Source organism: Enterococcus sp. DIV0901a (assembly GCF_051711525.1).
In the GTDB taxonomy this organism is placed as follows: Bacteria; Bacillota; Bacilli; order Lactobacillales; family Enterococcaceae; genus Enterococcus_B; species Enterococcus_B faecium.
This window is the reverse complement of record NZ_JBIOMW010000001.1, coordinates 693,927-708,619: the sequence shown is the minus strand read 5'-3', so window position 1 is coordinate 708,619 and position 14,693 is coordinate 693,927. Positions and strand designations below refer to the sequence as shown.

Sequence of the window (14,693 nt, the reverse complement as noted above, 5' to 3'; positions counted from 1 at the left end):
TAATTACATCTTTGATTTCTCCATCATAGCAGTATTTATAGGAAAAAATCAATTCCATTGCTCAGATATTGTGAAATTTTATTCTTTATTCATTTATTTATCATTTCTGCAAATCTCGCAGTATAATGGAATTTATGGTAGACTACTAATTGAAAAATAGTTTTTTATTTGAGGAGAATTCACAAAGTAGAAAAGAGGATTCCATGATATTATTACAAGCCAATCAGATTGCTCGCCATTTTGGTGCAGAAGTCTTATTTGAAAACATACATTTAGAAATCAGTACAGGCGCTCGTGTCGCTTTAGTTGGCAGAAATGGCGCTGGAAAATCGACTTTATTAAAGATCATTGCTGGAATTGAAGCACCTGATGAAGGAAAGATCGCTAAAAATAAAACAGCGACTCTCGGATACCTCGCTCAGGACACAGGACTTGATTCCAATGAAACAGTTTGGAACGAGATGCTGAAAGCTTTTGAACAAGTTAGACAAATGGAAGAGCGGATGCGCGAGCTAGAGATTTTCATTAGCGAAGGTACGCCAGACACACCTGCATATACTTCTTATTTAAAAGAATACGACCGGCTGCAACACGATTTTTCAGATCGAAACGGCTATGGTTATGAAAATGAAATTCGTTCCGTATTGCATGGGTTTAAATTCGATTCTTCATTTTATGATCAGAAAATCGATACTTTATCAGGCGGACAGCGCACACGTTTAGCTTTAGCTCGCATGCTTTTGCAACACCCTGACATTTTGATTCTAGATGAACCAACGAACCATTTAGATATCGAGACGCTTTCCTGGCTTGAGAATTATCTGCAAAGCTATACTGGTGCATTATTGATTGTTTCCCATGACCGTTATTTTTTAGATAAAGTAGTCAATGAAGTCTATGAATTAAGCAGAAGAAAAATGCGCCATTACAAAGGTAACTATTCGAAATATCTAGATTTGAAAGCAGAACAGCTAGCAAGTGAATGGAAGGCTTATGAAAAGCAGCAAACAGAAATCCATAAATTAGAAGACTTCGTTGCTCGGAACCTTGTTCGCGCCTCTACCACAAAACGAGCGCAAAGCCGCAGAAAGACATTAGAAAAAATGGACCGGCTGGATCGTCCTCAAGGGGATGAAAAACAAGCAAACTTTCTATTCAGTATAGAAAAGCCTTCTGGAAATGTAGTCTTGCAAATCGAAGATGCCGCTATCGGATATGATAATGTCGCCTTATCTGAACCAATCAATCTAGATATCCGTCGTCAAGAAGCGATTGCTCTAGTAGGTCCGAATGGTATCGGGAAATCGACATTGCTGAAATCAATCATTCACCAGATCCCTTTTATCCGTGGAAAAGAAACGCTAGGGACAAATGTCACCATCGGCTATTACGATCAAGGTCAAGCTGATCTGCATACAAACAAGACGATCCTAGCAGAATTGTGGGATGAGCATCCTACCACTCCAGAAAAAGAGATTCGAAGTGCTTTAGGTGCTTTCTTATTTTCTGGCGAAGATGTAGAAAAACCAATCCCTCTGCTAAGTGGCGGTGAAAAAGCACGGGTTGCTTTAGCCAAGTTAGCGATGAACAAAGAAAATTTTTTGATTTTGGATGAACCAACAAACCATTTAGATATTGACAACAAAGAAGTATTAGAAAATGCATTGATCGATTATGACGGCACACTGCTTTTTGTTTCCCATGACCGATATTTCATCAATCGGATCGCGACAAAAGTCGTCGAACTCTCTGAAAATGGCAGCAAAGTCTATCTAGGAGACTATGATTATTATTTAGAGAAAAAGCAGGAAGAAGAAGAAATCGCCGAATTGTTGGCACAAGATGAGCCAGAATCTGCTCCTGCTCCCACGAACAAATCTGATTATTACCAAAGCAAAGAACAGCAAAAGCTTATCCGTAGCCTTCAACGAAAAATTACTCAGGTTGAAGAAGAAATGGCGCGGATCGATGAATGGATCGATCAGTTGGAACAAGAAATGGTCGCGCCAGAAAACCTGGAAGATCACGTAAAACTCAATGAGCTGAACCAAGATTTAGAAGCTGCTAGACAAGATCAAGAAACAAAATTGACGGAATGGGAAGAACTAAGCTTGGAATTAGAAGAATATGAAAATTAACGAAAAAACCAAAACAGAAACCATTCATGCTGTTTTGGTTTTTCTTTTTTTATTTTATCAAACAAAAATTCCATATTTACCTTTTTCACCAATAAGAAGACCAATTACTAGTCATTCTCACTAAAGCTTCTAAATAATAGTAATCACCCCAAATACAAGGTGTATTTACCCCATTATTTTTGGGCTTATTATAAACAGACTGTGTTAAAAAGCCATCTTCTTCTTCCGTTGTAGCATATCTTTCTTTCAATTGTCGCATAATTTTCCAAACAGCAGACTGGTATAAGTTCTTTTCTGTTTTGTCTAATAGACCTGATTCTATTAATTCTAATAATCCACAAACCATGATCACCATACTAGATGTATCTTTTTCTTCTCTGCTAGAATCATCAAAGATCAAATCCCAATAACAAATGGTATCTTCTGGCAACCGATTCATAAAATAATTGGCTAATATTTTGCTTAAATCAAAATATTTTTGTTCTTTCAAATAACGATAACTTAATGCAAAACCGTAAATCCCCCATGCTTGGCCTCTAGCCCAACAGGAATTATCACTATAACCTTGATGCGTACTTCCATATCTTGGTTTTCCATCTTTGACATCCATATAAAATGTATGATAAGTTGAACCATCTTCTCTTACTAAATAATCTGCTGCATTTTGAATATGAGCCTGAGCAGCTTTTTTATATTTTTGATTTCCAGTTTCTTCACTCGCCCAATACAATAATGGAAGATTCATGCAACAATCCATGATCATTCTACCTTGTTGTGAAGGATCACTAGGATCTCCCCAAGCTTGTATAACTCCTGCCTTCTCCCAAAAACGCTGAAGTAATGTTTCTGCCGCATCAATTGAAGCTTCCTTCATTTTTCGATTTCCCGTTATTTTATAATCTGCTACGGTTGATAAAGAATACAAAAAACCAAGATCGTGATGATTAGTGATAATTTGACAGTCAATCCTGTGGATAAAATCTATATCTGCTTTTTCAGCTGTTTGTTGAAATAAAGGATCACCCGTCTTCTCAAATAACAACCAATTAATTCCTGTCCAAAATCCTTCTGTCCAACCAATATTGTCTCTTAATGGATAACGTCCTTTTATAGGACACTCGCTTGGGAATTGATACTGACTGTTACTGATACGTTTGATTAACCTCTCCGTGTGTCTGCGACAACGCTCGATCTCATTATTCCATTCTTTTTCCATTGATTCTTTATAACATTCATTTATCCATTTTTCTGGATGTATTATCTCTTCAAACATCACTTTATCAAGCATTTCCCCACCAGCCTTTAGCATAATTTTAGTCTTTTTTTATTGTTTTTATTTTGGATAGTTAGCCCGGTTGTCCCATCAAAATCAATTTTGGGACGATTGTTCCATACTTCTAAACTATAATCCCGATCTTGATGAGCAACCACTCCTGTTCCGAGCCAATGGGTTCCTTTTCCAAATGTACCCTCTAATCCAGGAATAAAAGTGTTTTCCCATGTCATCAAGTTTGTATTGGGCAAACCCATAATAGCTGTGGATTTTCGTTTAATAGTATCGTCACTTAAACAGATAATACCTGAAAAGCCAGCTTCACTCACCCTATAGTTTTCCTTGTCTTCTTCTATGATTATTCCTTCTTTCTCAGGAGAACATTCAATAGCAAACCCTGTCTCATATAGAACATATTCTGTATCTAATTCTACTTTGTGTACGCGAATCTGCCAGCCTTCAAAAGGAATAAGCCAAGTTCTGATTTTTGCCTGTAAAGTAGGTTCCCATGTAGAGGCAAGTACCTCTTTCTTACATACAATGTCTCGTACATTATTTCGAACGATGAACTGTCCATAGGTTTTGATGCTCTCATTCTTAAAACTGGTCGTGATATATGTGTCCACTCGCTGAATCCCTAGCATTGAATCCATTGCCATTTCTGCTTTCAATTGATTCGCTCGCGGTATCGAAAAACCAAATTGACTAGAATAAGCAAATTTTAAATATTTTTCATTGGTCAATGTATGGAAATTTGGCCCTAATTGTCCCGCATTCAAAAAAAATGTATGTCCATTATCATGTTGTATGAGCAAATTGGCTTCTGAAAGAAGTTTAGTTCCTTCACGAATAGGCATAGGCATTTCTTTAGCCGTCCAATACTCATGGTCTTCAGGTAGCGCCAACAATAAAAAAATCTTATTCAGCCATAATGGAGATAACGTACTATTATAGGGTTCAGTCAATGTCAATTGAGGGTAGGTATAACCAATATTCAGGATACCTTTTTCATCAAATATTTCTTTTTGCATCCACCATCTTATATTCCGATTGACTAACCCCTTGATTTCACCTAATTTAAAAGGCAAAAGATCGGCCCACAACATAGCTGACCAAAAGCTTGAAACTGCAAAACGATAAATCATGCTTCGACCAAAAGGCACATTTGCACCATCTTCCGCAAAAAAATGAATATAGTCTCTAGAAAAATCAATAGCTCGGTTCTTATATATCTGGCTAATGGGCTTTTCTGGTTCTAGTACGCTATAAATCAAACCATAATAATGAAATGCAAAAGGATTATAATAATCTTGGCGACCTCTTGAACTGTCTCGATACCAGCCATTTTGAAGATAACAATTTTCTATATTATCAAATGCTTCTTTCAGTGCTGATTCTTTAACTGGATAACCAAATTTTTGGATAATTGTTCCGACAATTATCTTAAAAAATTGCCAATTACCATCTGCACATTCATATTCAAAAATTTGCGAGAACCAATGAATAATCTGGCTTTTTTCTCCTGTATCTAATTTTTTCCATAATAATTGTTCATGATGATATAACGCTAATAACATTGCGGGCATTTCTACCATACGCTGGTCTCTTTCATGTATTTCTCCCCAATAATCGGGATGGGAAGGATCTGTTCCAGCTTTTATTCCTGATAGAATTAATTTCAACCATCGTTCATCTAATTGGTCAATTGCGGGCCCCGCTCCCCATAAAACCCGAGAGAATCCTTCCATTCCTGCAATTTTATTTCCATATCCTACCCCTTGATGTATATAATCAATTTGTGCGCCACTTGCTCGATAAAACGGCTGGAGTGGTTGATTTATCTTTTTAAATAAGTCAAAGTAATTCTGTCTGGTCCTTAATAGTGGTACTGGATATTTCATTGTATTTTCTCCTCTTTTTACTACCAAATAGCTAATTCCGACTGTTCTAATCGAAGTAAGCCTTCAATAAAAAAATAATCAGAATAGATCAGTGGCACATTATAAGTCAGTTCTCTATGGTATGCTTCTGCTCCGCCTCCAATGATCCCATCTTCATCCATATTCCAATTTGCATAGTGCTTTTCTGTCTTTTGGAGTATATTGATAGCAGCTTCATGATACATTTTTGATCGTACAGAGGAAACATATCCTGCTAATTCCAGAAGACCGCATGCAGCGCATACTCCAGCACTGGTATCAATATTCGAATCTTTTACAGCAAAATCAATAAGAGGAATATAACCAGTTTTTTCGATTTTCTGAATAAAATTTACTGCTATCTTTTCTGCTATAGCTAGATAGTACGGATCTTTTGTGTAACGATAACTTAACGCGAATCCATATAAAGCCCATGCATTTCCTCTGCTCCAACAAGAATTCTCATTGTATCCTTGCCCGCCAAGTAACCGAATATATTTCCCTGATTCTGCATCAAACTCTGCGATATGCCCGGTTGACCCATCTTTCCTCACTAGATACTTAGCTGTTGTATCTGCATGCTGCCGAGCAATTTTAGAGAACCTCGGATCACCAGTTTCCCTCGAAGCCCAATACAGTAATGGTAAATTCATCATACTATCAATAATCATCCAACCAGGTTTATGGTCATTCCATGCTACTAAATAGTTCCCTGAAATATTATAGCGTCCAGCAAGTACCGTAGCTGCATGTAACCCTAGTCGTCGACTATGTTTGTTTTGAGACTGTTGATAATGTGCAATAGCCGATGGTAAGAATAAAAAACCTACATCATGATGAACGTCTGAAAAATGGTACAGGGCAGATTCTAATAATTGTTCTTGCTGTATTGCTGCCTCTTTGAACTTTTCTCGTTTTGTCTTGTGAAAGAGCTGCCATAAAATACCACTCCAAAAACCATTGGTCCACCAGTCGATTCCTCTGTCCTTTATTACGTCTGTATATTTTCCGTTGTAAGAAATATATGGAATTTTATTCCCCATTCTGTCTAATTCCGCATCTATCTTTTCAGAAGCTACATTCAAAATTTTTCTTGACCATTCCTTCGTCTGTTCATTCATGGATATCCCGCCATTCTTTTAATTTTTATGAATGTGGAGTTGCTCCTAGAACGAACTAGATGGTTAACATTCGTTATTTTTTTTACTTATTTGCAGCTCCAATGTCATTCTCCTTAAATTTAGACTGCGCCCACACATAAATCAAGACCATTGGGATCACTGAAGTTGCTAAAATTAGCATAATTGCGCCATAATTAATTGGCTCACCTGTACTAGAAACCGTCATATTTTTGATAATTAAGGGAACCGTATATTTATCTTTATCTGAAAGCATGACTAATGGAAATAGATATTGATTCCAACTTCCCATAAAGATAAGTAAACCACTAGTAATAATCGTAGGTGATAAAATCGGTACAGCGATTTTCGTAAAAATCACCCACTCATTGGCACCATCGATTCTGGCAGCCTCCATCAGTGCTGTAGGAAATTGACTGCTATATTGTCGCATCATAAACACTGAAGTTGTACTGGCAATCGAAGGGATGATCACACCTGCATAAGTATTCGATAATCCTAAACGACTCATAATGTAAAATAAAGGAATCAATGTGGTAAAAAATGGCACCATCCTAGATAGCATAACTGTATTGAACAACAGTTTATTCCCCTTAAAACGATACTTTGCTAATGCATAACCCGCCATTGTAGAACTGGCTGTAGCTAAAACTGTACTGATTACAGCAATAACAATCGAATTCCAAATAATCAAGGGATAATTATATCTCGCCATGATGGCTTGCCAGTTTTTTAATAGCATATCCCCAAACTTGAAATTGATTCCGCCACTTAAAATTTCTTGATTACTTTGCGTTGAAGCTACAATCATATATAAATATGGCATCAAAAATATTAAGGCACCAAACACAATAATGACGTACGTAAAAATTCTGTTTTGTATCTTTTGTTTAGTCATTTTTATCACCTCCGAATTTAAATTGAATAGCCGATAATATAACAGATACAAACACCATCGTCCAGGCAATAGCAGAGGCTTTTCCAAAATCAACCATTTCAAAACTTGTTTTATATAAATTGACTCCTACGACCAAAGCTGAATTTTCTGGTCCATTGGAAGTCCCAAAGAATATATTTGGGATATTGAAATTACCCAAGCCATTGATAGTGGCTAAAACTGTGGCCATTAAAATGATTGGCTTTAGCATGGGGATCGTTAATAAAAAGAATTGCCGAAATTTCGATGCTCCATCTATTTCAGCACTTTCGTATATCTCTTTAGAAATCCCTTGAAGACCAGCTAAAAATAAAATAGTGTTATATCCTACACTAAGCCAAATCATCGTGATGATCATTGATATTCGTATCCAAAAAGGATTTGTTAACCACTGTATACCGTTAATTCCTAGCGCATTCAAAAATCCATTGAATAACCCAGTCGGATTGAAAAAAGTCATGAATACGGAAGCTACAGCCACCGTTGATGTAATGGTTGGAATATAATAGACAGTTCTAAAAAATCCTTTTCCTTTTAACTGTGCTGAATTCAATAAAACAGCAAAGTAAATAGCTAATAGCATCGTTATTGGAATTGATCCTGCCATGATAATCAAAACATTCGTGTAAGATTTAATAAACAATGGATCTCGGAAGATAGCTAGATAATTGTCAAATCCAACAAATTCAAATGAGTAGCCAATTTTCATAAAACTAAAAGCAAACGAGATAATGATGGGAATCAAAATCGTCACAATAAAGAAAATAACAAAAGGTGTGACCAATCCATAAGCACTTTTTTTATGAGACGTATCTGTTGCTTTTTTCTTGCTGTTCTTTATTGTCTTGCTTGGTAACGAAGATTGCATCATCGTTAAGTCCTCCTAATATTTTTTAATCACCAGTTAATTTTACGCCGTACTTATGAGCAAAATTTTCTGCTTCTTTTAGATATGAATTTTCAAAATCACCTGTTTGCCAATAGTTATATGCAGCGGTAGTCAAATAAGACGTAGCATCTGAATAAGTGGCTGGTAAAACAGTATTTGATGTATTTTCATTGATTTTATTCAATAGTTCATAGTATTTTTGTCCTCCGTAGTAGTCAAACTTTTTCTCAGCTGCTTCTGTTTGATAGGCCAATGAGTTAGATGTAGCCACGCCCAGCTCCAGTGCGTTGGCTAAGCATTCTTCATCTGTCAGCATAAATGTAAGAAATTGTTGTGCCACTTGTGGATTTTTGGCATCTTTAGGGACATAAAAACTTGATCCTCCTGATACTGCACCTTTTCCTGGATTTTCTTTTGAAAAAGGAATCAGTGGAGCCATGCGCCATTTGTCAGATGCATCAGGAAAATTCAAAGACATATTCGTAGCATACCAGCCGCCAGCAACAAACATTGCAGATTCTTGAAATGCTTTCTCAGCATCTTGTGCACCGTAGAAATGTACAATACCTGAGTCGATCATTTCTTTGATTAACTTTGCAGCATGTTTCGCTTCTTTAGTATTCAGACGGATATTTCCTTCTTCATCAAGCAAAGATTGATTCTGCTGGGCTAACATGTTGATAAACAATTCTTGGTCCCCAGATTCTGGCAAGGCAATTCCAAAACTACCAGTTTTTTCTTTTAATGCTTTTGCCACCTGGATATATTCTTCCCAAGAACTGATTTCTTCAAAATCTACACCTATTTCAGCAAATTTTTTTGGTTGATAATAACAAAGTGCTGGAGTAAAATCACTAGCCCAAGGAATGATCGTTTCATTACTCGTTTGTTGACGCAAAATATTCAATTTTTGATCATAAAACTGATCGCCATATTTGTCATAAAATCCATATTCATCAGCACTATAAAAAGCATCTTGAAATTTTTCCAGCACACCTGCTGCTGAAGTGTCTGCCATGGAGATAATATCCGGCATATCTTCGTGTGTTACCAATTTTGGGGTGATCATTTGTACTGTTGCTGTTCCCGAAGCTACATTCACAATTTTTAAGTCAATATTTGCTCCAGTTTTGCGGTTATAGATTTTTGCAGCATTTTCAACATAGTTTGTCAGTTTGCCGTTTGCGACATATACTTCTAATGTAGTGGCTTTTTTTATCATTGGATCTGCGATGTTTGCTGTTACTTCTTCGTTAGTTTTTCCACATGCACTTAAGCTGAATAATAGGGTAATGTTTAGCAAAGCTATCACCAATTTGTATCTTTTTTTCATGTCTATCCCTTCTTTCTTTTCAAGTTCTTATATAAAACGCTTTCACTTATGTATATTAACGGAATTAGTAACACAAATATTTATATAAAAAAATATTTTACTTGTCGTTTTGGCTTTTCATTTTTGTTATAATAGTCATTAATTATAAATAGAAAGCTTTTTATATAAAAAGAGAAAGGAAAGTGGTTCTTTTGTTAACAAACAACCAATCCTCCAATCTTGTCAAAAAAACACTAACCTATTCCATAGATACCCATCTTCATTTATCTGCTGCTCCCTATTTTCGACTACTAATAAATGAAAGCGCTAATTTATATGCTGAATTTGCACATAAATCTATAGAACTAGATAATCCTTCCCTTTTATTCATTGATAAACAGCAAGAAGTCCAAATCTTTTCTACTCAAAAGGAAACACAAACTTTTATCATTATCCAGTTTTATTTTGATGAGCAATTATTAGCACATATTACGGGACAATCTTTTTCTATAGATCAAGAAATAACATCTATCATTACTTTTCTGAAAAATGAACAGTTCAAAATTGATTATCTAAAACATAGTAAGCCAGCTATTTCCTATGATCAGGAAATCAATTCTTTTTTCATACTATGCCAACAGATGAGCATTCATTTGCTTTCCTTATTAGTTACTTATTGTCTGCAAAAAATTCAATTGTCTTCCTTACCAAGGCATTATCAACAGGAACTTGCTTTATTGACAATACCTTCAAATGAGAAAGTCATTCCTAAAAAAAAGCATATTCTTTATTCAGATGAATTAGTTGATCCAATCATACGATATTTAGAAGAACATCTTTCAGAAAATTTTTCGCTTGAACAATTAGCCCAAATTTTTTTTATCAGTCCAGCCAGCTTAAAAAAACATTTTAGAAAAGTGACTGGAAAAAGTGTTATTAGCTATTTTAAAGAACTAAAAATGGAAAAAGCAAAACGTCTCGTGCTAGAAAATGAATTAACCTATACAGAAATTGCAGATATATTAGGATTTCATTCGATCCATCATTTTTCTTCAGCTTTTAAAAAATATACAGGGTTATCCCCTTCAAAGTATTATCTATCCTTAAAATAGAAAAAAATTTTTAGGTTTTATCCACAAATTATTTCTCTATATTTTCTGTCTATTCAAAATAAACAATAATTTTCCGGCACAATTATTTGCTGTTTTTTACCATAACATAGTACGATCAACGTAGAAAAGGAGATGTTTTTATGAAAGTTGTTGTCATTGGCGGTGTAGCTGGCGGTCCTTCATTTGCCACTCGTTTCCGTCGATTGAATGAAGCGCACGAAATCATTATCTATGAACGCGGAGAAAATATTTCTTATGCAAGTTGTGCTTTGCCTTATTATTTAGGAGGTGTGATCACTGACCGTGACTCGCTGATCGAACGTACACCAGAAATATTGAAAACAAAAAACAACATCGATGTCTTTACTAAACACGAAGTAACAGCAATCGATCCTTCTACTAAGCGATTAACAGTTAAAGACCTATCCACAAATGAAGAAACAAAAACAGATTACGATAAGTTGATCATCTCTTCTGGTGCTAGACCAGATTATCCGGATATTCCCGGAGTTTTTGAAGCAGAAAACGGCTTTGTCCTCCGTAGTGTGACGGATGCGGATCAAATCAAATCGTTCCTTGAAGAAAAAAATCCACAACATGTCGTCATTCTTGGTGCAGGTGTTATGGGTCTGGAATTAGCTGAGAATTTCAAGCATCGCGGCTTAGACGTGACTTTAATCGATCAATTGCCACAAGTCGCTTTCCCTTATGATCCAGAAATTGCTGATTTAGTTTATGACAAATTGCTGAAAGAAGGATTAGCCGTTCATTTAGAAACAAGAGTTACTGAGATCCGTGATAAAGGTCGAGAAATAGTATTATCAGATGGCTCCGTCCTTTCTGCTGATATGCTAATCTTTGCTGTTGGTGTTTCTCCGAATAATGAAGTGGTGAAAGCAACCGGCATACAATTATCAGATACAGGCCAGATCATTGTTGATGACCAGTTACAAACCAATCTGCCGGACATCTATGCGATTGGCGATATTATCGAAACGACTAGTGTAGTGACTGGTCAGCCGATCCAAAGTATGCTTTCCAGTGCGGCCAATCGTCAAGGACATATGTTGGCAGATATTTTAAATGGTACGCCTATGCGCTATCGCGGATATATTGGTGCAGGTGTCGCAAAAATCTTTGATCATACAGCAAGTTATGCGGGAATGACAGAACATGCATTAAAAGCATCAGGCATAACAAATTATAAAACTGTTTTTATCACTCCTTTTGACCATGCCTATTTCTATCCAGAAGCTACAAGATTAAATCTAAAGCTGATTTTTGATGCAGATAGCGGTCGTATTTTAGGTGGACAAGCATTTGGAGAAAAAGGTGTCGATAAACGGATGGGAGAACTTTCTGTAGCGATCACCGGAAACTTGACAGTCTTTGATTTACCTGATTTGGAGTTGCCTTACTCTCCACCGTATTCTACTACCCGTGACCCGTTGAATATAGCTGGTTATGTCGCAATCAATCAAATGACGAATATCGTAGAAACGATCAAAGCAAGTGATATACCCGAAAACGATTTGAAAGAAGCGTTCTTTTTAGATATACGTGAACCTAATAAAGCACCTTCTGGCAGTATCTCGGCAACAAAAAATATTCCAATGAATGAGTTACGAGATCGAATCAATGAAATCCCAAAAGATAAAAAAGTTTACATTACTTTCAGAAGAGGATTGAATACTTATACTTCTGCCCGAATCTTGGCAGGTTTGGGTATCAAAGCGATTTTGATTGAAGAATAAAAAAACGACCGCGGTGGGTAGCCGCGGTCTAGGAGTTATTTTTACTTGAGGAGTAAAAATGAAAAAGTATATAGGGTTGTTGGTTGGTATGTATATAGAATAGAAGATAAATGTGAAGAAATTGTGCATTATTTCTTCACATTTATTAGGTTATAGTTTAAGAAAGTTTAAACATTGCGCAATTTAATTATTTTAGCTGTTTCTTTTCATAAAAAAACATGTTGTGACTCTGAGACAAATCATAGTCCATACTGATGTCTCTAGAGTAACTACGCCTAATATTACGAGGCATAATATTAATTCATCAGCACTAGTACCTAAACTAGCATCCCTTTCGAATATTTTTTCTTATATAATAAAGTTTGCTTTCACTCCTCTAATCTCACCAAATCGACTGGCTTGCGTTGTGTGATACTAGGAACTGATTTGTTTAGAACGACTTTTCTATTGTAATCATATTTTTCGCCATCCTCGTTGTCTTCTAATCCTTCAATGAATGATCCCTAATGTGTGTATTAAGTAATTTAATTTTTTTGTTCCTATTTATTTAACAAATAAATAATATAAAAGGTAAATAAAAAAGAGTGGATTTCTCCACTCCATGAAAAGCCGACTTTTTGGGACGCTTTTTTTTGCCAAGCCTCACATTTTTATAGCCAAACTTCTTTTGCGACTTGCTGCAATAATTGGATTTTCTTCCATTGTTCTTCTTCTGTTAAATGGTTTCCTTCTTCTGTTGAAGCAAACCCACATTGAGGACTGATACTTAGATTTTCCAATGGTACAAATTGTTGTGCTTCTTTTATTCGTTCTTTTATTTTCTCCGTATCTTCCAAATCTGGAAACTTAGAAGTAACTAATCCTAAAACAACTTTACTTTCTTTGTTACTCCAATGTCTTAAAGGAGTAAAATCTCCTGCTCGGTCAGAATCATATTCCAAAAAGAAACCATCATAATTTGTTGAAAACAACTCTTCTGCAATGGGTTCATATCCACCGGAAAACAGCCAAGAAGAAGCGTGATTCCCGCGGCAGATATGTGTTGTGATCGTCAAATCTTCTGGTTTGTCTTCCAGTGCGTTATTGATAATCTCTGTACAAATATGGGCCATTTCTTTCGGATCAATTCCTTTTTGAAGAAGTGCTTCTCTTTTAGTTTGATCAGCTAGAAACGCCCAATTTGTATCATCGAATTGCAGGTAACGGCAACCTTTTTCATAAAAAGCATGAATCGCTGCTTTGTAAGTAGAGGACAAGTCCTCATAAAAATCAGATAGATCAGGATAAATCTCCTTGATTTTTGAAGAACCATCATTAGATAGGATCTCTTGTCGTAAAATCATCGTGGGACTAGGGATCGTTGCTTTTGCAACAAAAGTATCATCTGTTTCCACTACTTCTTTCAGAAAAGCAAAATCTTTTAAAAATGGGTGATTTGGATTGAAAGATAATTTATCTACTACCCGAATATTATAAGCTGGAGCTGCTTTTCCGTGGAATGTTTGATTATATCCAGTTTCTGGAACATAGCCTTCGATACCATTTAGTTCTTCTAAAAAATCAAGATGCCAAAATCCACGCCGAAATTCACCATCTGTAATTCCTTTGATGCCGACTGCTTTTTGGTCTTCCACTAATTTTTTTATTTCCTGGTCTTCGATTGCACGAAGTTCTTCTTTTGAAAGTAAGCCTTCTTGAACTTTTTTTCTTGCTTCTTTGATCGATTGCGGGCGTAAGAAACTTCCGACATGATCTACTGTAAATGGTCTATTTTTGCTCATTTCACTCACTCTTTTCTTTGTTTTTTTGTAAAAAAAAATCCTTTTACTAGCAAATACTAGTAAAAGGACGATTATACTCGTGGTACCACCTTTTTTCAGAAAAAACATTCTTTCTCTCAGCCTGACAATAAAATCAGTGGTCTTGGTAACGAAAGACTGTTCGTTTTTGCCTACCTTTCGACAAAAAATCCTCTAAGGCCATTTTCGACAGTCAACTTCTAGCTTTTTACACCAACCAAAGCCTCTCTTGAACCATTTTCTGTCTACTTTCCTTCTCATCGGATACTATTAGAATAAAATTAGAATAGCATGTTTGAAAGAAAAGTCAATAGGGAATAAGAACAAACAAAAACTAATTTGTTATTCTTAGTAATTTGTTTGTGGAATACAATAAAGCTTTTCTAATATGATAATTGTTCAGTCGTCCTTTCATCTTAGA

9 protein-coding genes, 1 pseudogene and 1 other annotated feature are annotated in these 14,693 nt (G+C 35.8%); of the genes and pseudogenes, 3 read left to right on the top strand and 7 right to left on the bottom strand.

The genetic code is table 11. The features are described 5' to 3' along the window. Positions 1–203 precede the first annotated feature (203 nt). On the top strand, positions 204–2,138 hold the full coding sequence (locus IGL70_RS03290; RefSeq protein WP_104873703.1) for an ABC-F family ATP-binding cassette domain-containing protein: 1,935 nt from the start codon (positions 204–206) through the stop codon (positions 2,136–2,138). An 85-nt stretch (positions 2,139–2,223) separates the two neighbouring features. On the opposite strand, the gene IGL70_RS03285 is transcribed toward IGL70_RS03290, so the two are convergent. The 6 genes and pseudogenes from IGL70_RS03285 to IGL70_RS03260 all read right to left on the bottom strand — a co-directional run. Further along, positions 2,224–3,447 carry a glycoside hydrolase family 88 protein gene (locus IGL70_RS03285; RefSeq protein WP_104858906.1) on the bottom strand — a complete coding sequence of 408 codons (1,224 nt, stop codon included), beginning with the start codon at positions 3,445–3,447 and terminating at the stop codon, positions 2,224–2,226. Further along, entirely contained in the window at positions 3,441–5,312 is a 1,872-nt protein-coding gene (locus IGL70_RS03280) for a DUF2264 domain-containing protein (RefSeq protein ID WP_240186778.1), read from the bottom strand. The genes IGL70_RS03285 and IGL70_RS03280 overlap by 7 nt, the downstream gene beginning before the upstream one ends. A gap of 20 nt (positions 5,313–5,332) precedes the next feature. Further along, positions 5,333–6,451, bottom strand: coding sequence for a glycoside hydrolase family 88 protein (locus tag IGL70_RS03275; protein ID WP_104873705.1), 1,119 nt, complete (start codon positions 6,449–6,451; stop codon positions 5,333–5,335). An 82-nt stretch (positions 6,452–6,533) separates the two neighbouring features. Continuing rightward, entirely contained in the window at positions 6,534–7,367 is an 834-nt protein-coding gene (locus IGL70_RS03270; protein ID WP_010727479.1) for a carbohydrate ABC transporter permease, read from the bottom strand. After that, on the bottom strand, positions 7,360–8,277 hold the full coding sequence (locus tag IGL70_RS03265) for a carbohydrate ABC transporter permease (RefSeq protein ID WP_086318924.1): 918 nt from the start codon (positions 8,275–8,277) through the stop codon (positions 7,360–7,362). Before IGL70_RS03265 ends, IGL70_RS03270 begins: the two co-directional genes overlap by 8 nt. A gap of 229 nt (positions 8,278–8,506) precedes the next feature. Then, positions 8,507–9,628, bottom strand: a pseudogene (locus IGL70_RS03260) (ABC transporter substrate-binding protein); the annotation flags it as partial. A 182-nt stretch (positions 9,629–9,810) separates the two neighbouring features. On the opposite strand from IGL70_RS03260, the gene IGL70_RS03255 reads away from it, so the two are divergent. Both IGL70_RS03255 and IGL70_RS03250 read left to right on the top strand, forming a co-directional pair. After that, the gene (locus IGL70_RS03255) at positions 9,811–10,719 is read left to right on the top strand and encodes a helix-turn-helix transcriptional regulator (RefSeq protein WP_010727476.1); all 909 of its coding nucleotides are present in this window, start codon (positions 9,811–9,813) and stop codon (positions 10,717–10,719) included. Positions 10,720–10,859: 140 nt separating this feature from the next. Further along, positions 10,860–12,473: an FAD-dependent oxidoreductase gene (locus IGL70_RS03250; protein ID WP_104873706.1), complete on the top strand. Its 1,614-nt coding sequence runs from the start codon at positions 10,860–10,862 to the stop codon at positions 12,471–12,473. A gap of 650 nt (positions 12,474–13,123) precedes the next feature. Here the strand turns inward: IGL70_RS03250 and IGL70_RS03245 are convergent. After that, on the bottom strand, positions 13,124–14,254 hold the full coding sequence (locus IGL70_RS03245; RefSeq protein WP_002287014.1) for a 5-methyltetrahydropteroyltriglutamate--homocysteine S-methyltransferase: 1,131 nt from the start codon (positions 14,252–14,254) through the stop codon (positions 13,124–13,126). Positions 14,255–14,314: 60 nt separating this feature from the next. Next, positions 14,315–14,542: a binding site (T-box leader), on the bottom strand. Between the last annotated feature and the right edge of the window lie 151 nt (positions 14,543–14,693).

What these genes read in the sequence shown, in the direction of transcription:
- IGL70_RS03290 (WP_104873703.1), top strand. Translation starts at nt 204, where the DNA reads ATGATATTATTACAAGCCAATCAGATTGCTCGCCATTTTGGTGCAGAA.
- IGL70_RS03285 (WP_104858906.1), bottom strand. Translation starts at nt 3,447, where the DNA reads ATGCTAAAGGCTGGTGGGGAAATGCTTGATAAAGTGATGTTTGAAGAG.
- IGL70_RS03280 (WP_240186778.1), bottom strand. Translation starts at nt 5,312, where the DNA reads ATGAAATATCCAGTACCACTATTAAGGACCAGACAGAATTACTTTGAC.
- IGL70_RS03275 (WP_104873705.1), bottom strand. Translation starts at nt 6,451, where the DNA reads ATGAATGAACAGACGAAGGAATGGTCAAGAAAAATTTTGAATGTAGCT.
- IGL70_RS03270 (WP_010727479.1), bottom strand. Translation starts at nt 7,367, where the DNA reads ATGACTAAACAAAAGATACAAAACAGAATTTTTACGTACGTCATTATT.
- IGL70_RS03265 (WP_086318924.1), bottom strand. Translation starts at nt 8,277, where the DNA reads ATGATGCAATCTTCGTTACCAAGCAAGACAATAAAGAACAGCAAGAAA.
- IGL70_RS03250 (WP_104873706.1), top strand. Translation starts at nt 10,860, where the DNA reads ATGAAAGTTGTTGTCATTGGCGGTGTAGCTGGCGGTCCTTCATTTGCC.
- IGL70_RS03245 (WP_002287014.1), bottom strand. Translation starts at nt 14,254, where the DNA reads ATGAGCAAAAATAGACCATTTACAGTAGATCATGTCGGAAGTTTCTTA.